The 21,939-nt window shown below is 66.2% G+C and carries 16 protein-coding genes and 4 pseudogenes; 9 read left to right on the forward strand and 11 right to left on the reverse strand.

Features of this window, described 5'->3' with window-relative positions:
• Positions 1-201: 201 nt before the first annotated feature.
• The 3 pseudogenes from Q0C57_RS18455 to Q0C57_RS18465 all read left to right on the forward strand — a co-directional run.
• Positions 202-1,188, forward strand: a pseudogene (locus Q0C57_RS18455) (IS481 family transposase); the annotation flags it as partial.
• A gap of 1 nt (position 1,189) precedes the next feature.
• Positions 1,190-1,897: pseudogene (locus Q0C57_RS18460) on the forward strand (tyrosine-type recombinase/integrase); the annotation flags it as partial.
• Positions 1,898-1,906: 9 nt separating this feature from the next.
• A pseudogene (locus Q0C57_RS18465) lies at positions 1,907-2,281 on the forward strand (transposase zinc-binding domain-containing protein); the annotation flags it as partial.
• A gap of 22 nt (positions 2,282-2,303) precedes the next feature.
• Here Q0C57_RS18465 and Q0C57_RS18470 read toward each other — a convergent pair.
• The 11 genes and pseudogenes from Q0C57_RS18470 to Q0C57_RS18520 form a co-directional block, all read right to left on the reverse strand.
• A pseudogene (locus Q0C57_RS18470) lies at positions 2,304-3,271 on the reverse strand (IS630 family transposase); the annotation flags it as partial.
• Positions 3,272-3,280: 9 nt separating this feature from the next.
• Positions 3,281-4,230, reverse strand: a protein-coding gene (locus Q0C57_RS18475; protein ID WP_296578605.1) for an IS630 family transposase whose coding sequence is annotated in 2 segments (ribosomal slippage) — positions 3,281-3,886 and positions 3,889-4,230 — 948 coding nt in all. Because the reading frame shifts where the segments join, the coding sequence is not laid out codon by codon here.
• A 394-nt stretch (positions 4,231-4,624) separates the two neighbouring features.
• Positions 4,625-5,818 carry an IS91 family transposase gene (locus Q0C57_RS18480; protein ID WP_296578607.1) on the reverse strand — a complete coding sequence of 398 codons (1,194 nt, stop codon included), beginning with the start codon at positions 5,816-5,818 and terminating at the stop codon, positions 4,625-4,627.
• 9 nt (positions 5,819-5,827) lie between these two features.
• A complete protein-coding gene (locus Q0C57_RS18485; protein WP_296578608.1) occupies positions 5,828-6,700 on the reverse strand; it encodes a tyrosine-type recombinase/integrase in 873 nt (290 codons plus the stop codon).
• Between the two features lie 122 nt (positions 6,701-6,822).
• Positions 6,823-8,262 carry a mannose-1-phosphate guanylyltransferase/mannose-6-phosphate isomerase gene (locus Q0C57_RS18490; protein WP_296578611.1) on the reverse strand — a complete coding sequence of 480 codons (1,440 nt, stop codon included), beginning with the start codon at positions 8,260-8,262 and terminating at the stop codon, positions 6,823-6,825.
• Between the two features lie 105 nt (positions 8,263-8,367).
• Complete coding sequence (locus tag Q0C57_RS18495; RefSeq protein WP_296578615.1) at positions 8,368-9,693, reverse strand: O-antigen ligase family protein; 1,326 nt, start codon at positions 9,691-9,693, stop codon at positions 8,368-8,370.
• Positions 9,694-9,718: 25 nt separating this feature from the next.
• Entirely contained in the window at positions 9,719-10,468 is a 750-nt protein-coding gene (locus Q0C57_RS18500) for an SDR family NAD(P)-dependent oxidoreductase (protein ID WP_296578618.1), read from the reverse strand.
• The gene (locus tag Q0C57_RS18505; RefSeq protein ID WP_296578620.1) at positions 10,468-11,742 is read right to left on the reverse strand and encodes a beta-ketoacyl-ACP synthase; all 1,275 of its coding nucleotides are present in this window, start codon (positions 11,740-11,742) and stop codon (positions 10,468-10,470) included. The genes Q0C57_RS18500 and Q0C57_RS18505 overlap by 1 nt, the downstream gene beginning before the upstream one ends.
• A gap of 10 nt (positions 11,743-11,752) precedes the next feature.
• Complete coding sequence (locus Q0C57_RS18510) at positions 11,753-12,958, reverse strand: beta-ketoacyl-ACP synthase (RefSeq protein ID WP_296578622.1); 1,206 nt, start codon at positions 12,956-12,958, stop codon at positions 11,753-11,755.
• A 9-nt stretch (positions 12,959-12,967) separates the two neighbouring features.
• Positions 12,968-13,441, reverse strand: a complete 474-nt coding sequence (locus Q0C57_RS18515; RefSeq protein WP_296578623.1) for a 3-hydroxyacyl-ACP dehydratase FabZ family protein — start codon at positions 13,439-13,441, stop codon at positions 12,968-12,970.
• A 116-nt stretch (positions 13,442-13,557) separates the two neighbouring features.
• The gene (locus tag Q0C57_RS18520; protein WP_106748888.1) at positions 13,558-13,839 is read right to left on the reverse strand and encodes an acyl carrier protein; all 282 of its coding nucleotides are present in this window, start codon (positions 13,837-13,839) and stop codon (positions 13,558-13,560) included.
• 315 nt (positions 13,840-14,154) lie between these two features.
• On the opposite strand from Q0C57_RS18520, the gene Q0C57_RS18525 reads away from it, so the two are divergent.
• From Q0C57_RS18525 to Q0C57_RS18550, 6 genes are all read left to right on the forward strand, one after another.
• Positions 14,155-15,177: a zinc-binding dehydrogenase gene (locus Q0C57_RS18525; protein WP_296578628.1), complete on the forward strand. Its 1,023-nt coding sequence runs from the start codon at positions 14,155-14,157 to the stop codon at positions 15,175-15,177.
• Between the two features lie 12 nt (positions 15,178-15,189).
• Entirely contained in the window at positions 15,190-16,104 is a 915-nt protein-coding gene (locus Q0C57_RS18530) for a lipid A biosynthesis lauroyl acyltransferase (protein WP_296578630.1), read from the forward strand.
• A 176-nt stretch (positions 16,105-16,280) separates the two neighbouring features.
• Positions 16,281-17,354 (forward strand): TadE/TadG family type IV pilus assembly protein, encoded by a 1,074-nt coding sequence (locus Q0C57_RS18535; protein ID WP_296578634.1) that lies wholly within the window; start codon positions 16,281-16,283, stop codon positions 17,352-17,354.
• A 124-nt stretch (positions 17,355-17,478) separates the two neighbouring features.
• Entirely contained in the window at positions 17,479-18,612 is a 1,134-nt protein-coding gene (locus Q0C57_RS18540) for an NAD(P)/FAD-dependent oxidoreductase (RefSeq protein ID WP_296578636.1), read from the forward strand.
• Entirely contained in the window at positions 18,609-20,012 is a 1,404-nt protein-coding gene (locus tag Q0C57_RS18545; protein ID WP_296578638.1) for an amidase, read from the forward strand. The genes Q0C57_RS18540 and Q0C57_RS18545 overlap by 4 nt, the downstream gene beginning before the upstream one ends.
• 249 nt (positions 20,013-20,261) lie before the next feature.
• Positions 20,262-21,929, forward strand: coding sequence for an ABC transporter substrate-binding protein (locus Q0C57_RS18550; protein WP_296578640.1), 1,668 nt, complete (start codon positions 20,262-20,264; stop codon positions 21,927-21,929).
• Positions 21,930-21,939: the final 10 nt, after the last annotated feature.

Below are 21,939 nucleotides of genomic sequence, written 5' to 3' on the forward strand. Positions count from 1 at the left end.
CGTGCTCCTTCAGGATCCCGATGATCTGCTCTTCCGTGAAGCGGCTGCGCCTCATGTTCTGGTCCTCTCTATAGGCCAGAACGAACTTCAAGCTGGATTATCCCAGAGGGGCAACGTCAATCGGCACACGCGAATGGGCACTAGATGTTTGATCTCAGGGTTTGATGGTGCATTTTCATCGCAGGACGAAAGGGATGCGCTATGGGCCAGGTTCTTCACGGGAGCGCCACCACGACAAAGGCAGTCCGTCGAGCGATACAGCATAGTCAAGAGAGCCTGAGGACGCTGGCAAAACGCCACGGGATCAACCCAAAGACGGTGGCGAAGTGGAGGAAACGAAGCTCGGTTGCCGACGAGCGGACCGGTCCGAAAGATCCGCGATCAACGGTGCTCACGGTCGAGGAAGAGGCTGTGATCGTCACCTTCCGACGGCACACGCTTCTGTCGCTCGACGACTGTCTCTATGCTCTGCAGGCGACAATCCCGCATCTGACGCGCTCGTCCCTGCACCGGTGCCTTCAGCGCCATGGCATTGGCCGGTTGCCTGACGTCGACGGTGAGAAGGGCGCCAGGAAGAAGTTCAAGGCCTATCCGATCGGCTTCTTCCATATCGACATCGCCGAAGTGCAGACGGCCGAGGGGCGGCTCTATTTGCTGGTGGCCATCGACAGGACGTCCAAGTTTGCCTTCGTCGAGCTGCACAAGAAGGCGACCCGTCGCGTCGCCGGCGACTTCCTCCGCCACCTGGCCGAGGCGGTTCCCTACAAGATCAACATCGTGCTGACGGACAACGGCACCCACTTCACCGACCCGACGGGTGACGGCTGGACCCCCGAAGACATCAAAGCAATGCGGGCTGAGGGCGTACTCTTCCGCTGTCATTCCTTTGAAGCGGCCTGCGCCGATCTCGACATCGAGCATCGACTGACCAAGCCCGCCCATCCCTGGACGAACGGGCAGGTGGAGAGGATGAACCGGACAATAAAGGACGCGACCGTCCGGCGCTACCACTATGACGATCATGCCCAACTCAAGCGGCACCTCACCGACTTCATTGCCGCCTACAACTTCGGCCGCCGGCTCAAGACGCTCAAGGGCCTCACACCATACGAGTTCATCTGCAAACGCTGGGCTGCCGAACCTCAACGGTTCACAGCCAATCCGCTCCATCAGATACCGGGACTAAACACGCTCGTTTCAAGTTCATCTCGTGGCGCAAGGCATCTCGTGGCCTGCCTTGAACCAGACGGTCTGCGCGCTTCGGTTCTTCTACGGCGTGACGCTGGATCGGGCCGAGTTTCCGGAGCGCATCGTCTACGCCCGCACACCGCGCAAGCTGCCCGCGATCCTGGGTGCCGACGAGGTCGTACGTTTCCTGGAGGCCGTGCCATCCCTGAAGACGCGGGTGGCGCTGACCACGGCCTATGCGGCTGGCCTGCGAGCCTCGGAGGCCGTGAGCCTCAAGGTTGCGGACATCGACAGCGCGCGGATGGTGCTGCAGGTTCGGCACGGCAAAGGCGCCAAGGACAGAACCGTTATGCTGTCGGCAGCGCTTCTGGCGATCCTGCGCAGCTATTGGCGGCTCACGCGCCCAAACGACTGGCTCTTCCCCGGACGCGGACCCGACAAGCCGATCGATGTTCAGGTCCTGCATTCGGCCTGCCGCTCCGCAACGAAGGCCGCAGGGCTGACGAAGAAGGTGAGCGTGCATACGCTTCGGCACAGCTTCGCAACCCATCTTCTGGAGAGCGGAACGGATATCCGCATCATCCAGGTGCTTCTGGGCCATGCCAACCTGTCAACGACGGCGCGCTACACGCATGTGGCGACGAGCACCATCGCCCGGACACCGAGCCCACTCGATCGGCTCGACATCGTGGTGACGCCGCTCGCCTGAGCAGCGGCCATGCGTGGAGATCTGGAGGTGGCGGATGTGTTCCGCCGTCACGGTCCTGCCTATCGCCACGACCGGGCGAAGCCGCTCGGCCGGGTTGAGACGCGCGTGATGAGCGCCATCACGCTGTGCCGCACGGCGGCGCTGGGCGGGCATGTCGAAGCTTGTGGCGACTGCACGCACAGCCGCATCGCCTACAACAGCTGCCGCAACCGGCACTGTCCGAAGTGCCAAGGTGCCGCACGGGAGACGTGGTTGGCCGCGCGCGAGAAGGATCTCCTGCCCACCCACTACTTCCATGTCGTCTTCACCGTTCCGGCCGAGATTGCGGCGATGGCCTTCCAGAACAAGGCGGTCGTCTACGCCATCCTGTTCGAGGCAGCGGCCTTCGCGCTAATATCAACGGTTGTCATCGTTGACCGATGAGTGCCCATTCGCGTGTGCCGATCGATCTGATGGTGTCGGGCAAATCCATCAGCCTGTTCCAGGCGTCGCATGCGGCATCAATGATCTCCTCATAGGTCTCGAACACCCGGTTGGATAACCAGTTGGCACGCAGGTACTGCCAGACGTTCTCGACCGGGTTCAGTTCCGGTGCCCGCGAGGGAAGCAGGATCATGGTGATGTTGCGGGGAACCTTCAGCCGCGCGGTCGTGTGCCATCCTGCCCTGTCAAGCAATAGGACGGCATGAGCGCCGGGAGCGACGGCCTTGCTGATCACGTCCAGGTGGGCCTGCATCGCCTCGGTCTCGACGTATGGCATGGCAAGGCCGGCTCCCACGCCACGGGCCGGGCAAATCGCCCCGAAGAGGTAGGCGCTCTCATATCGCTGATCAGCGGGCTGTCGCGGTCTTGTCCCGCGTCTTGCCCATTGACGCACCAGGCCTTTCTTCTGACCAATCCGGGCCTCGTCCTGGAACCAGATCTCGATCGGCCAACGGCGCGCTACACCGGACAGGTGCGCCTTCAGGGTTTCGGCGAAGTTTTTTTATATGCTGCCATCACTTCGGGCTTCTGGCCAGGATGCCGGCACCGGGCACTGATGTGGGAGAAGCCGAGATCCTTCAGCAGCCTGCCAACGGTCCGCTCGTGGTAGGCGACGCCGAAGCGCTCCGCGATGAGCTTCTGCAGGTCGATGCGTCGCCAGCGGACCACGCCATGAACCGCATGATCGGGCCCCGCCTCCACAATCGCTACCAGTTCGGCCTCCTGGGCCGCCGTCAGCCGGCGCGGCTTCGGCCGAGCCCAGTCGTCCTTCAGACCCTCGGGCCCGAGGTCGTTCAGACGATGAACCCAATCGCGCAGCGTCTGCCGGTCCATGCCGCCGATCTTGGCCGCCTCCGTGCGGTTCATCCCATCGAGTACCGCGGCTAGAGCATTTTCCCATCATGTTGGATCATAGCCTGCGGCGGCAAAGTAGTTTCGGCACTCTTCGGGCTTGAAGAGATCAATCAACCGTCCGATGGCTGACCAGAGGCCATCGACTGTCCGCTCGGCGGCCTTGCGGAGCAGGGCCTTGAGCTTGGCAAAGGCGTTTTCGATGGGATTGAAGTCGGGGCTGTATGGCGGCAGGTAGCGCAGCTCTGCGCCAACAGCGGCGATCATCTCGCCGACCCGCGGACCCTTGTGGCTGGAGAGGTTGTCCATCACCACGACGTCGCCGGGACGCAGTTCGGGCACGAGCACCTTGGCGACATAGGTCTCGAAGGCAACACGGTTGATCGGGCCATCCAGAACCCAGGGGGCAATGAAGCCACGGAGCGTGAGCGCGCCGACGAAGGTCGTGGTTTTCCAGTGCCCATGGGGAACACCGACACGGAGCCGTTCACCCCGCAGGCACCAGCCATGGCGGCGCGCCATGTTGGTCGAGGCCCAGGTCTCGTCGATGAAGACGAGCCGTTCGGGATCAAGATCGGGCTGGGCGTCGAACCAAGCCTGCCGCCGCTTCAGGATGTCCGGCCGAGCCTGCTCACTCGCGTGCGCCGACTTTTTTTGAGCGTGATCCGGTGGCGACGGAAGAAGCGCCATAGGGCGCCGATGCTGGTGCGAATGCCCTTCTCCGCCAGAGAAGCCTGGATCTCCGCAAGTGTGATGTCCCGGTCGTTCGCCGCCGCGATGCTCAAGATCGTCTCGGCATGCCGTTCGGTGGCCTGTGAGCGCCGATCGCCGCCAAGAGCGCCCGGCCGCACATCACCCAGCTCTCTTTCCCGCTGGCGCCAGCGGCTGACACTGGCCGCGCTGACCCCGAACCGTTCGCCGGCCTGGCGATGCGACAGGCCCGACGCAACCGCCGCCAGAACACGCACCCGAAGATCCACCGACAGAGCTTTCGACATGACTGCCGGCCTCCCACCCGGCAGTCAGTCTGAATCTGGAGGGTTCTGTGAGGTCGGGCGGCGCCGGGCGTGGTGCGAGGCGCAGGTCCGCGACCTCATTGAAGCCGTATTGAACGAACCCGCTGACAGTGGGAGCCTTATGGGTATTGTTGCCGACGGGCGCTGTCGTGTGGGTGGCGTACGGCCATTGGTCTTCCCCAATCTTGGTCCGCTGGGCCGACGCCATCTTCGGTCTTGGCGCCGTTCTCGAGGGGAGCGGGCGGCTCGCCCCCGTATCGCTTGGCCTGGAGCCGTGGATTTGCCAGCACGCCACGCGGCCCTAGGCATGACGCCGCGTTCCGTGCCGCTTGGACGCGTGGATCGGACAGGCCCGGCGGCAAGCGGCGGTTTGGCGTCATGACGTATCCGGCCAGGGCTTTCGGCGCGGCATGACAAGGATGACGCGCATCGTTCCGCCGCAGCACGGACAGGCCGTCGGTTCGAGGGCCCCGCGCTTGGGCTTCGGACCGCCATCGGCGGCGTCTTGCTCGCCGGCGTGGAGACTGTCGGCGCCGTTCTCCCGAGCGGCGGCGATGGCACCGCGGATGACCGCGAGCTTGGCGCGCCGGCAGCCATTGGCGAGGAAGCCGAAGTGGCGGATGCGGTGGAAGCCGTCGGGCAGCGCGTGGAGCAGGAAGCGGCGGATGAACTCGTTTGCGTCGAGCGTCATGACGCGCGCCGCGCCGCCATGGCGATAGTCCCGCCAGCGGAAGGAGACGGTGGCGTCGTCCATGGCGACGAGGCGGCTGTTGGCGATGGCGACGCGGTGGGTGTAGCGGCCGAGATAGGCCAGCACATGCCGCGGTGAGCCGAAGGGTGGCTTTGCGTAAACAACCCAGTTGGCGTGCCGCTGTCTGGTGATGCTCGCGGCGAAGGCCTCAGCGTCGTTCATGACGGCGAGTTCGCCGAAGAAGGAGAGACTGCCTGCAATCCTTGCCTCCTCAAGCCGCTCGACGAAGCGGCGGCGGAACAGGCGGGAGAGGACATGGACGGGCAGCAGGAAGTTCGGCTTGCAGGCGATCCAGCGGCCGTCGGACGCCAGAGCGCCTCCCGGGACGAGGCAGTGCACATGGGGGTGATGGGTTAGCGCCTGGCCCCAGGTGTGGAGGATGGCCACGGCGCCGGTCTCTCCACCGAGATGGCGCTGATCGCGGCTGGCGGCCCTTAGCGCGAAGGCCGCTGCCTCGAACAGGATGGCGTAGACGACCGCCTTGTTCTGGAAGGCCATCGCCGCAATCTCGGCCGGAACGGTGAAGACGACATGGAAGTAGTGGGTGGGCAGGAGATCCTTCTCGCGCGCGGCCAACCACGTCTCCCGTGCGGCACCTTGGCACTTCGGACAGTGCCGGTTGCGGCAGCTGTTGTAGGCGATGCGGCTGTGCGTGCAGTCGCCACAAGCTTCGACATGCCCGCCCAGCGCCGCCGTGCGGCACAGCGTGATGGCGCTCATCACGCGCGTCTCAACCCGGCCGAGCGGCTTCGCCCGGTCGTGGCGATAGGCAGGACCGTGACGGCGGAACACATCCGCCACCTCCAGATCTCCACGCATGGCCGCTGCTCAGGCGAGCGGCGTCACCACGATGTCGAGCCGATCGAGTGGGCTCGGTGTCCGGGCGATGGTGCTCGTCGCCACATGCGTGTAGCGCGCCGTCGTTGACAGGTTGGCATGGCCCAGAAGCACCTGGATGATGCGGATATCCGTTCCGCTCTCCAGAAGATGGGTTGCGAAGCTGTGCCGAAGCGTATGCACGCTCACCTTCTTCGTCAGCCCTGCGGCCTTCGTTGCGGAGCGGCAGGCCGAATGCAGGACCTGAACATCGATCGGCTTGTCGGGTCCGCGTCCGGGGAAGAGCCAGTCGTTTGGGCGCGTGAGCCGCCAATAGCTGCGCAGGATCGCCAGAAGCGCTGCCGACAGCATAACGGTTCTGTCCTTGGCGCCTTTGCCGTGCCGAACCTGCAGCACCATCCGCGCGCTGTCGATGTCCGCAACCTTGAGGCTCACGGCCTCCGAGGCTCGCAGGCCAGCCGCATAGGCCGTGGTCAGCGCCACCCGCGTCTTCAGGGATGGCACGGCCTCCAGGAAACGTACGACCTCGTCGGCACCCAGGATCGCGGGCAGCTTGCGCGGTGTGCGGGCGTAGACGATGCGCTCCGGAAACTCGGCCCGATCCAGCGTCACGCCGTAGAAGAACCGAAGCGCGCAGACCGTCTGGTTCAAGGCAGGCCACGAGATGCCTTGCGCCACGAGATGAACTTGAAACGAGCGTACGTCCTCCAGCCCGAGCCGGTCCGGCGAGCAGCCGAAATGACGGCTGAACTTCGTCACCGCGTGGAGATAAGATCGCTGCGTGGCGGGAGAAAGGTTGCGCAGCGTCATGTCGTCGATCATGCGTCGACGCAGGGCGCTCATCGCGGGCTTCGCTTCGGTCATCGGGTGCTCCTGGTGGCGAGGGTGGCTTCAACAACCAAACCTTCCCATCAGGAGCTTCCCGTCACAAAAGGCGCACTTCTCCCGCGTCAGCGGGTTCGTTCAACTACTTTTCAATCGGGCTCTCAGACGCGCTTGTAGTCGTCCTCGCTGCGGACGATGTCGTCCTCGCCGAGATAGCTGCCCGACTGGACCTCGATGAGCTCAAGGGGAATCTTCCCGTCATTCGAAAGGCGGTGCCAGGCACCGAGTGGGATATAGACGTTCTCGTTCTCGCACACGATCTTCGAGACCGCGTCGACCTCGACCGTCGCGGTGCCCTTGACGACGATCCAGTGCTCGGCGCGGTGGAAATGCTTCTGCAGCGACAGGCGTGCGCCGGGCTTCACCACGATACGCTTCACCTGGAAGCGCTCGCCGCGGTCGACGCTCTCATAGGAGCCCCATGGGCGCAGCACCTTGCGATGTTCCTCGGCAAGCCGGCGGCGCTGCACATCCCCCTCGCGCAGGTCGGCCACGAGGGTCTTGAGCTCACCGGCAACCTTCCGGCCGGCCACCAGGACCGCATCCTTGGTGGCCACCACGACGACGTCGTCGAGGCCGATCACCGCCGTATGGACGTCGTCGCTGGAGACATAGGAATTGCGAGTCCCCACCAGCGAGACAGCACCGCGGACGGCATTGCCGTCGCCATCCTTCGTCGACGCATCCCACAGGGCGTCCCACGAGCCGAGATCCGACCAGGCATAATCCGCTTCGACGACGGCGGCGCGATCGGTGCGCTCCATGACGGCATAGTCGACGGATTTCGCGGGGGAGGCGGCGAAGGCCTCGCGATCGATCCGCTCGAACGTGACATTACCGGCCTGATCGACGCTCATCGACCCGGCGACGGCCTTGGCCGCGGCGGCGATCTCCGGCTCGAAACGCGCGAGTTCGGCGAGGAAAACATCGGCGCGAAACAGGAAGTTTCCAGAATTCCAGAGGTAGTTCTCAGCGAGGAAGGTCTTGGCCTTGTCCGCGTCGGGCTTTTCGACGAAGGCAGCGACCATCCGCACCCGGCCGTCCATGACGTCGCCGGGGCGGATATAGCCGTAGCCGGTGGCCGGATGGGTCGGACGGATGCCGAAGGTGACCAGCGCTCCGGCCTCGGCGACCGCAAGGCCCGCTTCGGCCGTCGCGGCGAAGGCCGCGGCGTCGGTGACGAGGTGGTCTGCCGCCAGGACCAGCATGACGGCATCGGGATCGGCCGCGGCAACGAGTTCGGCGGCCACTGCGATGGCAGGACCGGAATCACGGCGCATGGGTTCGAGCACAATACGGCCGGGCGTCCTGGCACGGGCCAGCTGGTCGGCAACGAGGAAGCGGAAATCCTCGCCGGTGACGATCACCGGATCGGTGAAGATGGCGCGGTCTCCGACGCGGGCCAGCGTCTCCTCGAAGGTTGAACGATCGCCAAGGAGCGGCAGGAACTGTTTCGGATAGGCTTCGCGGGAGGCGGGCCAGAGGCGCGTTCCCGCCCCACCGGAGAGGATGACCGGAACGATCCGCGTCTGCTTCGGCATTGAAGGCATGTCCTTCACTGTTGGATCATCATGTTGGTTCATTGCCTAGCCCTTGGCCGGCCGATTGGCCACACCGATCTGCCGGAATGGTCAACGTCGCGGCTTTCAGGGCCTGGCGGGAACACCGAGGAACGGCCGACGAAATACCGAGATACCGACGCGGGCCTGATGTGCTGCAACGACAAGGACGAGGTAGCCCGTCGCGAAAACCGTATTGGTCTGATCGTGGCTGAACAGGAGGTTGGTCAGGCCGAAGATCGCATAACTCCCTGACAGCAGGGCTGCGCAGGCCCAGCGCTCGCGCTGCCGATCGTCCCGCGGCGCCCGTGCGACGACGACCAGCGGCGCGACGAGCAGCAGCACAAGCGCGCTGAGGCCAACAAGGCCGCGACCGACCGCCACCGAGATGTACTCGTTGTGGAGATGGTGATAGGGCGGAATGGCGGTGCCATCCCGCGCGGCTCGCGCCCGCACCTCAGCCACCGCGTTCTGGCTGCCGTAGCCCAGGACGGGGCGATCGAAGAAGGCATCCAGCCCATGGCTCCAGAGCATCAACCGGTGGGCCGTCGAGGGATCGCGGTCGAGACCCAGGGTCTGGCTCTGCAGAGCATGGCGCACCTCGTCGACACGTTCCGGCACCTTCAGGACAATGGCGAAGACAGCGAGCCCGGCAGCGAGCGCCGAAGCCACCAGCACAGCCTGCCCCATCCGCAGCCGGATCATCGGCCAGACATGCACGCCAACCACGGCGGCGACCAGCGGCAGGGCCAGCAGCGCCCCGCGTGACTGCGAAAGGAGGGTGCCGCCGATGCCGCAGATGAGCGCGGCAACAGCGACCATCTTCATCTGCCGGGAAAGCCGGGCGAACCCGACCATCGACAGTCCGGCTGCAAGCATGGCCGTGCCGCCGAAGGGGATGGCGTTGATCATCCCGGCGGTGGCGCGCGGCTGGCCGAAGACAAAGACCTGCACCAGCGCCTGGACGAAGGAAACGATGGCCGCGGCGCGGACCCCGTTCAGGAAGAGATCGAAGACATCGACCTTCGGCGTCTGCACCAGGATGCCGACCAGGACGGTCAACGCCAGGAAATGCATCGCCGTTCCGACATCGAGCCAGCCCGCGGCCTGATTGGCGAAGGCGAGCGGCGAAATCATCGTCACGAGGACATAGCCGAGGGAGACGAGGCAACCGAATGCGGTCGTCGGAGGCCAGACCCAGGAGATGCGCCGGCCGAGAAAGATCAGACCGACATAGATGCACGCCCCGAAATAAAAGAACGTGGCAACACTGCCGAGGGTCAGCGGCAGAAAGGCGAGCACCGGAATGTAGAGATAGGCAATGCGGTTGGGATCGTCGATCGTCGCCCAGATCCAGGCCCAGGCTGCAGAGAGAGGTCCCCGTTGCGACGGGGTTTTCGGCGGTCCATCCATCGAACTCATGACGCCTGGGACTGCCCTATCGCTGCAGCCCCATGGAAGCTGCCAGCCCACCATCGATGGAAAGGGTAGCGCCTGTCAGGTAACTTGCAAGCGGTGACAGCAGATAGGCGACGAGACCGCCGATTTCCTCGGGCCGCGCGAAGCGTCCGGCCGGGATCTGCTTCTCCATGGTCTCACGATAGTCGGCATATTTCGCCATCATGTCGGTATCAACGAAACCCGGCGCGACGACATTGACCGAAACCCCGCGCTTGGCGCTCTCGATCGCCAGGGTCCGGCAATAGGCGGCGAGCGCCGCCTTGGAGGCCCCATAGGCGGCATTGCCCTGGTTCGAGCGTTCCGCTGTCACCGAGCCGATCGCGACGATCCGGCCGTTCCGGGCCCGCATCATCGGGCGCACCACGGCATTCACGAGGCGCGTGAAGGCAAAGAAGTTGATCTGCATCACCACTTCGGCCTTGGCCTGGTCCATGACCGCGGCGAGCTGGTCGTAGGGCTGCCCGGCATTGTGGACGAGGCCGAAGAGCGGCTCGCCTTTTTCGAGCTCGGCGCAGAAGGCTTCGACCGCCGCCTTGTCGGCTAGGTCGAGCGATGCGATGGCGACATTGCGGTCGGGGTGGGAGGCCTTCAGCTCGGCCACCAGCGCCTCGCCCGCCTCGCCCGACGACCGGACCGTGAAGGTCACGTCATGGCCGCTCGCGACCACGGCGCGGACGATGGCGGCGCCCATGCCCTTGGCGCCGCCGGTGACGAGGACGCGCCCCATCACGCCGGCTCCGCGGCGAGCACGAGGCAGACGTTCTGCCCGCCGAAGCCGAAGGAATTGGAGATGGCGCGGGTGACGTTTGCCTTGCGGGCGACATTGGGCACGAGATCCAACTTGATCGCCGGGTCTGCCTCGGTGTGGTTGATCGTCGGCGGAACGATGCCGCTGCGGATGGTCATCAGCGTGAACACCGCCTCGATGGCGCCGGCTGCCGACAGCGTATGGCCGATCATCGACTTGTTGGACGACACGGCGATGGCCGGGAGGTGATCGCCGAAGACCGCGGCGAGCCCGACATATTCCATCTTGTCGTTCTCGGGCGTCGAGGTGCCGTGGGCATTGACATACTGGACGTCGGCCGGCGTGACGCCCGCATCGTCGAGCGCGTTCCGGATGCAGCCGATGATCGGCGCGCCGTCCGGGCTCGAGCGGGTGCGGTGGAAGCTGTCGGCCATCTCGCCGCAGCCCTCGACGACGCCGAGGATGGTCGCGCCTCGCGCCTTGGCGTGCTCGAAGGATTCCAGCACCAGGGCCCCTGCCCCCTCGGCCATGACGAATCCGTCGCGGTCCTTGGAGAAGGGCCGGGCCGCTGCCTTCGGATCGCCGTTGCGGGTCGACAGCGCCGACAGGAGCGAGAAGCGCACCAGGGATTCCTGATTGGCGGAACCATCGGCGCCGATGACGAGGGCCGCCTCCGTCTCGCCGCGGCGGATCGCCTCCACCGCGAGCTGGATGGCGGTCGCCCCGGTGGCGCAGGCGGTGGAGATGGAGATTGGCGCGCCCTTGGTGCCGAAGCGGTCGGCGAGCGCGTCGCCAACCGAGCCGAAGAGGAAGCGCGTCTGCATGGCGGAGAAGTCCTTCGCCGCGGCGCCCTTGAGAATGTCCGTATAGGTGATGTCCGCGCTCTTGGCCGACGCGCGGGCGAGATCCTGCCGCTGCGGCCATTCCAGTTCCACCGGCGGCATGCCGAGGAAAAGCGGACCGGGGAACGCTCCCTCACCGCCGATCCTCGCCTCCTGAACCGCCTCGTCGCCAGCCAGCGCCGCCATCTTGGTGGTGAGGTCGGGGGCGTTCTCGAAGGGCACGAAATCAACGGTGCCGGCGATGGTGGTGCGCAGGCCCTCGATCGGGAAGCGGGTGATGGTGTGGATGCCGGACTGGCCAGCCGTCAGCTTCGCCCAGTTCTCGTCCTTGCCCTGGCCGAGCGAGGTGACGACGCCCATGCCGGTGACGACGACCACCGGCCGGCCGTGCTTGTCCTTCATGTGAGCCATGGTGCCCTCCTCAGATCGCCTCGACGAGGGCCATGCCCTCGCCGCGCCAGTGCCCGACCGAAGTGACGACCGCCTGTTTGACCTTGCGGGTCATGCGCGCCTCGTCCTTCGAGTCGCCGATGGGCGGCACGGCCTCGCCGCGCGCCACCATCATCGCCGCAAGGGCGACATTGGCCGGGAAGGTCGCCTCGACGCTGTGGCCGATGACCGACCCCGTCGCCCGCGTCGGCACCCGGCGCTGGTCCAGAAGGTCGCGCTCGATGGCGACCCCCTCTCTGACTCCCGTCGCACCGGAGACGACGACCGTCGCCCCGGGAATGAGACCCGGTGAAATCTCGTTCCACTGCACCGCCATGGAGTGCTCGGCATCACCGTCCTTGCGGCGGGTGCGGTCGGAGGAGACCTTCGCCAGTTTCGCGATGGGCGTCGCGCCGCGCCGTTCGGCATGTTCGCGCGCCTCGATCACAAGAAAGGCGCCGACCGAGCCGAGGATGGTACCGCCGCCGTCCTTCGGCCGCTCCCAGACCGGCACCCAGGGCCTGGTCCAGTTCATGTGGCCGAGTTCGAAGTGCAGGATCGTGTCCGGACGTTCGGCTGAATAGGCCCCGCCCACCAGGAAGATATCGCCCTGCGCTGCATGGCAGCGGCCGAGCGCAACGCGCACCGCATCGACGCCTGCCATCTCCTCGCCCATGAACGTGCGGGAGGAGCCGACGACGCCATGGACGATGGAAATATTGCCCGCCAGCAGGTTGGAGAGCTGGGCGAGGAAAAGCGTCGGCCTGAGGTCGTTCATCAGCCGCTCGTTGAGGAACTTGGCGGGTTCGTTGGAGGCCTCAAGCCCGGAGAGGATCTGGCCATCGACGGCATAGTCGCGCTCGCCGCCGCCGGCGGCGACGATCATGTGCATGCTTTTGAGCAGGTCGTCCTGGCCCTTGACCCCGGCATTTTCCAGCGCCAGCCCGGCAGCATAGGTGCCAAGGCGCTGCCAGCCCTCCATCTGCCGGCGGTCGCCGCGATCGGGAATCTGCCTGGCAAGATCCAGTGTGACGGCGGGATGGACCTGGTAGGGCGCATGGGTGGTCGAATCGAGTTTCAGCCAGGCCTCGCGGTCGCCGTTCAGGGCATGCCAATGGGCGTCTAGCCCTTCGCCAAGCGCGGAGACGAGGCCGATGCCGGTGATCCAGGCCTCACGTTCCGGGGCAATCGCCATCATGCACTCCCTTCAGGCCGTTTCCAGCTTCTCGAACGGGAACTGGAGACGTTCCCCCCACTCGCGGATCATCAAGGCGAATTTCGGATCGGGGAAGGTTTTCACCGCGAACTTGATCTCCGCCTCGGCGACCTTCTTGCCCTCGCGGGTGATGAAGGCTTTGGTGACAGCATAGCCCGATCCGTCGCCGACCATTTCCGCATGGACGACGAGGGGTGTCGAAGGCTGCACGAAGTCACGCATCTTGGTGATGTTGGTACCGACCAGAAAGGGCATGGCAGTGAGGCGATTCAGGCCGAGGATCAGCCAGCCCGAGGTCTGCGCCATCGCCTCGATCATCAGCACGCCAGGCAGCAGCGGATAGCCGGGAAAATGGCCTTCGAAGACGGGGCTTTCGGCGGGAACATCCGCCGCCGCCGTCAGGGTCTTCGCCTGCGCGTCGAACGACACGACGCGCGTGATCATCTGGAAATATTCGAGTCGCATGGGAGGATTGATCTCCCGTGCCGGGAGGCTTTCGACAGGGTTTGGATGACGAAACCGGCCGGGGGATCCGGCCGGTCATGCAGAAAAAGCTGTCGCGGCCCTGTGGCCGGAAAGGATCAGGCGCCCTTGGCGGCGACCAGTTCGTCGATCTTCCCGCACAAGGCGCCGAGGACGAAATAGTCTTCCGTCTTCGCCTTGCCCTCGTTCACCTCCTGCGTCCACTTCTCGAGCGGCAGCTTGATGCCGAACGCCTTGTCGATGGCGAAGGCGATGTCGAGGAAGTCGAGCGAATCGATACCGAGATCGTCGATCGCATGGCTCTCGGGCGTGATCTTCTCAAGCGGGATGTCACAGGTTTCCGAGATGATCTTCGAGACGGTTTCGAAGGTGGACGACATGGTGGCGCAATCTCCGTGGCGGCCGTCAGATGGTGATCAAAGCGGCACGAAACAAGGCAATCGCCCGTACAGGGCGCCCCGAACAGGAAGCTGCTGCTATAGATGAGGCCGCAAGCCGCATCAACCCTTCGTCTGGAGGCCGCGGCCGGGGCGGCGAGCAGAGACAAGGCACCGCGGCCGGGGGCGCAGGCGGCCGGGCCTTTGGTTGACGCGCCCGCCGCGGGCCTTTAGGCAGCGGCGCCTTGCATTCTTTGCTGGCGCGACGGCCCGGTCTGCCGCCCAGCGGGCTATTCCGCCCTGAAGAGGATCCTCCCCATGCGCGCCCTGCGCCTTCACGGTGACCGCGACCTCCGCATCGAGGAGATCGCAGACGCCCCCGCCCCGGCTTCCGGCGAAGTCCGCATCAAGGTCGCCGCCGTGGCTCTCAACCACATCGACGTCTGGGGCTTCCGCGGCATGGCCTTCGCCAAGCGCCAGATGCCGCTGGTGGTGGGCGCCGAGGCCTCCGGCACGATCGAAAGCGTCGGCGACGGCGTCACCGCGTTCAAGACCGGAGACAAGGTTGTCATGTTCGGCGCCAAGACCTGCGGGACCTGCCAGTTCTGTCGGGCCGGCCAGGACAATCTGTGCACTGACGTGCAGGGCATCATGGGCTTCCACATCGACGGCTTCGCGTGTGAATTCGTAACGCTGGAGGCCCGCCACGTCGTTCCGGTGCCAGCCGCCGTATCGTTGCGCGATGCCGCCACCGCTCCGATCACCTTCTCCACCGTCGAGCACATGCTCTTCGACAATTGCCGCCTCCAGCCGGGTGAGACCGTCCTCGTCCAGGCCGGTGGCTCGGGCATCGGTACGGTCGCGATCAAGGTGGCCAAGGCCCTCGGCTGCACGGTCATCACCACGGTCGGCGACGACGAGAAGGTCGCGAAGGCCCTCGCCATCGGCGCGGACCACGCCATCAACTACCGCACCGAGCGGTTCGAGGGGGTGGTGAGGAAGATCACGAAAAAGAAGGGCGTCGACGTCGCCTTCGAACATACCGGCGCCGACACCTTCAATCAGTCGCTGTTCTGCCTGAGGCGTGGCGGCAGGCTCGCCACCTGCGGCGCCACGTCAGGCGCCACCATCACCTTCAACCTGATGCAGCTCTTCCAGCAGCAGTACAAGATCTTCGGGTCCTTCGGAGCCCCCATCCGCGCCATCGCTGACGGCCTGAAGCGTATCGAGGCGGGCGTTACGCCGGTCATCGACACGGAACTGCCGATGGACCGGTTCTCCGAGGCCCTCGATCGGCTCGAGGGCCGCAAGGTCTTCGGCAAGATCCTCGTCCAGATCTGACGGCGGCCAGCCTTGGTCCGCTGGATCCGCCACAACTATCCCGCCGCCATGCTGCCGTTCGACTGGGTCGTCGGCGTGCTGGCGCTCGGCGCGCTGCGGGTCATCAGCGCGCTCGGTCCCGACCGGGCAAGCGATATCGGTGCCTGGATCCTGCCGCGGATCGGCCGTCTGCTTCCTGTAAACCGCATCGGCCATGCCAATCTCAAGGCCGCCTTTCCCGAGAAGCCCGAAGCCGAGATCCAGGCGATCCTCGACGGTTGCTGGCAGAATCTCGGCCGCACCGCCTTCGAATATGCCTGCATGGACGAACTTTGGGACTATGACCCCGCAAGACCCAATCAGGGCCGCATCGTCACTGACGACGTCGCCCTCTACGAGCGACTGCGCGACGACGGCAAACCGGCCATTTTCTTCGCCGCCCATCTCGCCAACTGGGAGATGCCGGCAGTGGCCGCCGCCGCCCACGGCCTCGACACGACCGCGCTCTACCGCATGCCGAACAACCGCTTCGTCGCCCGCGCCATCCACAGGATTCGCGGCAAGACCATGGGCAAGCTGGTCGCCTCCGGCGGCAGCGGCGTGCTGCAACTCGCCCGCGAACTTGAGGCGAACAACCATGTGGGCATGCTGATCGACCAGCATCTCCAGCGCGGCGTCGACGTCACCTTCTTCGGCCGGCCCGCCAAGGCGAACCCGACCGCGGCCCGGCTCGCCCGCGAGTTCGATTGCCCGGTCCATGGCGTGCGCGTCATCCGCCTTCCCGGGAACCGCTTCCGGCTTGAGGCGACAGAGGAGCTCGTCCTGCCGCGCGACGGCGAAGGCCGCGTCGACGTGAAGGCGACGATGCAGATGCTGACCGACATCGTCGAGGGCTGGGTGCGCGAACATCCCGACCAATGGCTCTGGCTGCACCGCCGCTGGCGCTGACGGCACCGCCGCTCAGCAAGCTGCGACACATCAAACGGGCGGCCACCCGCCATCGACACCCCTGATCCGGGCGGTTTGGTTAATGGCCGTTTCCGATTGACCGCATTTTATGAAACCTGATGGCAATCTGTCGTCTCGTAGGGTCGTGGTTCGCCAACGGGCCCCAGGAGGCTGGCATGACCATCATGGACCAGGATCGTCTGAAGACGTTCGCCAAGGACCGGCGCGGCAATGTGGCCATGACACTGGCCCTCGCCGCGGTGCCGCTGTTCGCCACTGTCGGCGGCGCCGTCGATTTCCACCGTGCATCGCGTGACGCAGCCGAACTGCAGGGCGTCTTCGATGCCGCGGCGCTTGCCGGCGTGCGCCAGGCTGCCCTCGGCGAGGCCGCTGTGAAGCAGACAGCCCAGAGACATATCGACGGACACCTCACCGGCCATCTGAAGAGCTATCCGGTGGCGATCGAGACCTCCGACGGCGGCAAGACGCTGCGCATCCGGACCGACGGCGCGACAATGCCGACGTCGATCCTCGGCGTGATCGGCATGCCGACCCTCAATGTCGTCGCGAAGTCGGCGGCGACCTCGACCACCTTTCACACCGTGACCAGCGCCAAGCCGGTCACGGCCGAACTCGATCCGGAGGCCGGCGACTACAACCGCATGTATGTCTATTGCTTCGACAAGAACCGGCAGAACCATGCCGATTTCGGCCGTTCGCAGATGACCGCCATCGCCGACAATGCCGGCACGAAGTACAATTTCAACATGCCCACCTGCAAGGCGGGCGAGACGATCTCCTATCGGCTCTACAACGTCCGCAATGCACGGACCAAGCCGCATCTGTGGGACAACGCCACCCCCGGCACCCTGATCCCCAACAACCCGGCCGACTGGGCCTCGCCCTGGTCCAACAACCTCTCCTACAACTACTATTCCGACACGACCCTGACCGCCGGCGTCCCGACGCACAATTTCACCAATGCCGTTCCGATCCTCGAGACGGTCATCTGCGACAATCTCGGCCAGTGCAAGGCCAAGGGGAAGGGCGGCATCATCCCCGAGGGCAAGAACCGCACGCCGCAGCAGGCCACGAAGGCCTGCGAGCCCGGCAAGTTCATGTATTTCGGTTGGGAAGACCGCCCGCCGGGCTATGGCTGGACGGACGGCGACTATGACGACATCCGCGTCATCGTCGAATGTCCGAAGATCAGCAGCACGGCGACCACCATCGTCCGCCTCATCGAGTGATGGCGGGGTCGGCCGGTCGTCGGCCGCTGGTGATCAGCCGCGCGGGGCGGGCGCTTTCCTCGGGGGCGTGCCCGCCCTAAGAAGGGGGCATGCGTCTCCCCTTCACATCCCCTGCCCCCGCCCCATGACAGACTGGTCCATTGATGCCGTCGTGATCGGCGCCGGGGTCGTCGGCCTCGCCGCCGCCCGCCGCCTGGCGCTTGCCGGGCTCGAGACCCTGGTTCTGGAGGCAGCCGATGCCATCGGCACCGGGACCTCGTCGCGCAACAGCGAGGTCATCCACGCCTCGCTCTACTATCCCACCGGTTCGATCAAGGCCGCGGCGTGCCTGCGCGGCAAACACCTCCTCTACCGCTACTGCGCCGACCGCGGCGTCAAGGCGAAGGCCTGCGGCAAGCTGATGGTGGCGACGTCGGAGGACCAGTTGCCGAAGCTTCAGGCGATCTGGGACCAGGCCCATGTCAACGGTGTCGAGGGCCTCTCCTGGAAGACCCCGGACGAGGTGCGCGCCCTCGAGCCGGAGGTCGCCTGTATCCGCGCCTTCTTCTCTGCCTCCACCGGCATCGTCGACAGCCATGGCTTCATGCTGGCGCTGCAGGGCGACCTTGAGAATGCCGGCGGCATGGTCGCTTTCGAGACCCCGATCCTTGGAGCAAGCGTGACGCCGGACGGCATCGTGTTGCGGACAGGCGGCGCCGAAGCGGCCGAGATAACGGCGCGCATCGTCGTCAATGCGGCCGGCCATTACGCGCCGAAATTCCTGGCAGCGCTCGACGGGTTCCCACAGGACCATGCGCCGCGGCAATGGTACGCCAAGGGGAACTACTTCTCCCTCGTCGGCCGGCAGCCCTTCTCCCGCCTCGTCTATCCCATGCCCGACGGCGCCGGGCTCGGCGTCCACGCCACCATCGACTTGCAGGGCCGCTGCCGCTTCGGCCCGGACGTCGAATGGGTCGAGAGCGAAACCGATCTTGTCGTCGATCCGCGCCGCGCAGACGGCTTTTATGCCGCAATCCGGGCCTATTGGCCGAACCTGCCCGACGGCGCCCTGCAGCCGGACTATTCCGGTATCCGCCCGAAGCTGCACGGACCGGGCATGCCCATGCCGGATTTCCGGGTCGATGGCCCCGAGGTCCACGGCATTCCCCGCCTTGTCAACCTGCTCGGCATCGAGAGCCCGGGCCTGACCGCCTCCCTGGCTCTCGCCGACCTCGTGGCAGCCCGCCTGGACCTGCCCGCCCTGGAGACTGTGCCATGACCGAAGCTGCCACCGTCCTCGCCGCCGGCGCCGTCGCCACCGCCGAGGCCATCGCCGACGGTCGCACCAGCGCCCGGGCCGTGGTCGAGACGACCCTGGCGCGCATCGCCGCCGGCAACGACCGCCTCCACGCCTTCATCACGGTTCTCGCCGAGGAGGCGCGCGCCGAGGCCGACATGCTCGACGCCCTCCAGGCCCGCGGCCAGCACCGGGGCCCCCTGCATGGCGTTCCCGTCGCGGTGAAGGACATCATCGACGTCTCCGGCCAGCGCACGCGCGCCGGGTCCATCACCCGTGACCACCTGCCGGCGGCCGCGGCCGACGCCTGGTGCGTGTCGCGCCTGCGGGCCGCCGGCGCCATCGTCGTCGGCAAAACCCACACGGTCGAATATGCCTTCGGCGGCTGGGGCACCAACCCGATCGCCGGCACGCCGGTGAACCCCCATGACGGCGCGACCCACCGCGTCCCCGGCGGTTCCTCCTCCGGAACCGGCGTCGCGGTCGGTGCCGGCCTCGTTCCCATCGGCTTCGGCACCGATACCGGCGGCTCGGTCCGCCTGCCCGCCGCCTGGTGCGGCACGGTCGGCCACAAGACCTCGATGGGCCTGGTCAGCCGGGCCGGAGTCGTGCCCCTGGCGCTGCATTTCGACACGATCGGCCCTTTGGCGCGCAGCGTGCGCGACGCCGCGGTGATGAGCCAGGTCATGCTCGGCTCCGACCCGGCCGATACTTCGACCGAGGGGGCCCCGGGCCTTGACCTCGTCGCCGGACTGGAGATGGGCGTACGCGGCCTGACGCTCGGTGTCCTCGCCCTCGATCCGGGCATCGCCGTCGATCCAGCCGTCGCCGCCAGCTTCAACGCCGCCGCCGCGGCCCTCGAGAAGGCCGGCGCCCGCCTCGTTTCGGTCTCGCTGCCTGAAAGCCTGCAGGCCTATACCCAGTCCTGCGGCGACTTGATGATGGTCGAGGGAGCCCACCACCATGGCGACCTGGCGCGCGAGGCCCCCTCGCGGCTCGGCGAGTGGGCGGCGCGGCGCATCGGCGGCGGCTTCGACATCGCCGCCACGCGCTATTTCGCCGGGGTCGAGACGCGCCGGCTCCGCATGGCCGCGGCGAACGCCTTGCTTGTGGACAACGGCATTGACGCACTGATCCTGCCGACGACGCCGGCGCCCGCCGTGGCGCTGTCGCAGGTGGACGAGACGGCGGCGCCGGGCATCTTTACCCGTTTCGCCAATTATCTCGAATGGTGCGGCGTCTCGGTGCCCGTCGCGCCCACCCCTACCGGTCTGCCCATCGGCTTCCAGATCGTCGCGCCGCAGTTCCGCGACGCCATGGCCCTGCGCATCGCCCGCAGCGTCGAGCGGGCTGTCGGCGGTCCGCTGCCGCTGCCGGCCTGATCGCGGCCCTCACCCCGCCTCGGCACCGGCGGGATCACGCGGCGGATTGATCATTTCCGCGGCGGCTTCCCTCGCGCACCTTGATCTCCCGGATAAACTGCCTTCAAATCAGGCATTCTGCACTTCTGTTAGGCAGCCTCAGGCCGATGACGGAAGGGCAGGCGTCGAGAAGCCGGATCAACCGGCTCTTTGGAATGGCTGGCATGTGCCTTGCCAGTCCGGTCGAGGGAAGTATCAGGGAGACTCCGTATGCGATCCACATTCCGTCCGGCATTGATCGCCGGCGCCTTTGCCCTTGCGGGTGCGTTGCTGACCTCGGCTTCCGTCATGGCCCAGGAAAAGGTCCTGCGCATCGGCATGACGGCCGCTGACATTCCGCGCACCCACGGCCAGCCCGACCAGGGCTTCGAGGGCAACCGCTTCACTGGCATCCCGATGTATGACGCGCTGGTCCATTGGGACCTGTCGAAGGCCGATGCCGCCTCCGTCATCATCCCGGGCCTCGCCCTGTCATGGGCGGTGGATGCGACCGACAAGACCAAGTGGACGTTCCGCCTGCGCCCTGGTGTGAAGTTCCATGACGGTTCGCCGTTCAATGCGGCGGCCGTTGTCTGGAACGTCCAGAAGGTGCTGGACCAGAATGCCGCCCATTTCGACCAGAGCCAGGTCGGCGTCACGGTCTCGCGCATGCCGAACCTCGCCTCGGCCCGGGCCATCGACGACATGACCGTCGAACTGACGACCCGCAACCCCGACTCCTTCCTGCCGATCAACCTCACCAACCTGTTCATGGCCTCGCCGACCCATTGGCAGAAGCTGCTGGGCGAGGTTCCGGCCTCGGTTACCGATCCGAAGGCGCGGGCTGCCGCCGCCTGGACCGCGTTCGCGGCCAATCCTTCGGGGACGGGCCCGTTCCGCGGCGTGCGCCTCGTGCCGCGCGAGCGTTTCGAGATGGTCGCCAACAAGGACTACTGGGACGCCGCCCGCCGCCCGAAGGTGGACCGCGTCGTCCTGCTGCCGCTGCCCGAGCCAAATGCCCGTACCGCGGCTCTCCTGTCCGGTCAGGTCGACTGGATCGAGGCGCCGGCCCCGGATTCGGTGCCGCAGATCCGCCAGCGCGGCTTCACCATGTACACCAACGCCCAGCCGCATGTCTGGCCCTGGCAGTTCTCGTTCCGCGAGGGCTCGCCATGGCTCGACCGCCGGGTGCGCCACGCTGCCAATCTCTGCATCAACCGCGCTGAGCTGAAGGAACTGCTGGGCGGCCTGATGGAGATCCCGCAGGGCACTGTTCCGCCGGGTCATCCCTGGTGGGGCAACCCCTCCTTCCAGATCAAGTACGACCTGCCGGCGGCCCGCCGTCTGATGCAGGAGGCCGGCTTCTCCGCCGCCCGCCCGCTGAGCGTCAAGGTACTGACCTCGGCCTCGGGCTCCGGCCAGATGCAGCCTATCGTCATGAACGAGTGGCTGCAGCAGGCGCTGAAGGAATGTTTCTTCAACGTCGAGCTGGAAGTCGCGGAATGGAACGCCGTCTTCACCAACTGGCGTGAGGGCGCGGGCCATGCCAATGCCCGCGGCGCCAATGCCACCAACGTCACCTTCGCGGCCATGGACCCCTTCTTCGCCATGATCCGCTTCGTGACGCGGCAGACCAACCCGCCCGCCTCCAACAACTGGGGCTTCTTCAACTCCGACGAGTTCGACCAGCTCGCCGCGACCGCCCGCTCGACCTTCGACGATGCCGGCCGCGACAGCGCTCTTGCCGCCCTCCACAAGCGGATCGTCGAGGAAGCCCCGTTCCTCTGGGTCGCCCATGACGTCGGCCCCCGCGCCATGTCACCGCGGGTGACCGGCGTCGTCCAGCCGCGCTCGTGGTTCATCGACATCGCGCCGATGGACATCCGCCCCGGTTCGTAACTCCGGTCGA

It is taken from the genome of Phreatobacter sp. (assembly GCF_022843985.1).
In the GTDB taxonomy this organism is placed as follows: domain Bacteria; phylum Pseudomonadota; class Alphaproteobacteria; order Rhizobiales; family Phreatobacteraceae; genus Phreatobacter.

Coding starts and splice junctions, on each gene's coding strand:
- Q0C57_RS18510 (WP_296578622.1), bottom strand. CDS start 12,958: ATGATGGCGATTGCCCCGGAACGTGAGGCCTGGATCACCGGCATCGGC.
- Q0C57_RS18535 (WP_296578634.1), top strand. CDS start 16,281: ATGACCATCATGGACCAGGATCGTCTGAAGACGTTCGCCAAGGACCGG.
- Q0C57_RS18545 (WP_296578638.1), top strand. CDS start 18,609: ATGACCGAAGCTGCCACCGTCCTCGCCGCCGGCGCCGTCGCCACCGCC.
- Q0C57_RS18525 (WP_296578628.1), top strand. CDS start 14,155: ATGCGCGCCCTGCGCCTTCACGGTGACCGCGACCTCCGCATCGAGGAG.
- Q0C57_RS18520 (WP_106748888.1), bottom strand. CDS start 13,839: ATGTCGTCCACCTTCGAAACCGTCTCGAAGATCATCTCGGAAACCTGT.
- Q0C57_RS18490 (WP_296578611.1), bottom strand. CDS start 8,262: ATGCCGAAGCAGACGCGGATCGTTCCGGTCATCCTCTCCGGTGGGGCG.
- Q0C57_RS18480 (WP_296578607.1), bottom strand. CDS start 5,818: ATGCGTGGAGATCTGGAGGTGGCGGATGTGTTCCGCCGTCACGGTCCT.
- Q0C57_RS18540 (WP_296578636.1), top strand. CDS start 17,479: ATGACAGACTGGTCCATTGATGCCGTCGTGATCGGCGCCGGGGTCGTC.
- Q0C57_RS18550 (WP_296578640.1), top strand. CDS start 20,262: ATGCGATCCACATTCCGTCCGGCATTGATCGCCGGCGCCTTTGCCCTT.
- Q0C57_RS18495 (WP_296578615.1), bottom strand. CDS start 9,693: ATGGATGGACCGCCGAAAACCCCGTCGCAACGGGGACCTCTCTCTGCA.
- Q0C57_RS18500 (WP_296578618.1), bottom strand. CDS start 10,468: ATGGGGCGCGTCCTCGTCACCGGCGGCGCCAAGGGCATGGGCGCCGCC.
- Q0C57_RS18505 (WP_296578620.1), bottom strand. CDS start 11,742: ATGGCTCACATGAAGGACAAGCACGGCCGGCCGGTGGTCGTCGTCACC.
- Q0C57_RS18515 (WP_296578623.1), bottom strand. CDS start 13,441: ATGCGACTCGAATATTTCCAGATGATCACGCGCGTCGTGTCGTTCGAC.
- Q0C57_RS18485 (WP_296578608.1), bottom strand. CDS start 6,700: ATGACCGAAGCGAAGCCCGCGATGAGCGCCCTGCGTCGACGCATGATC.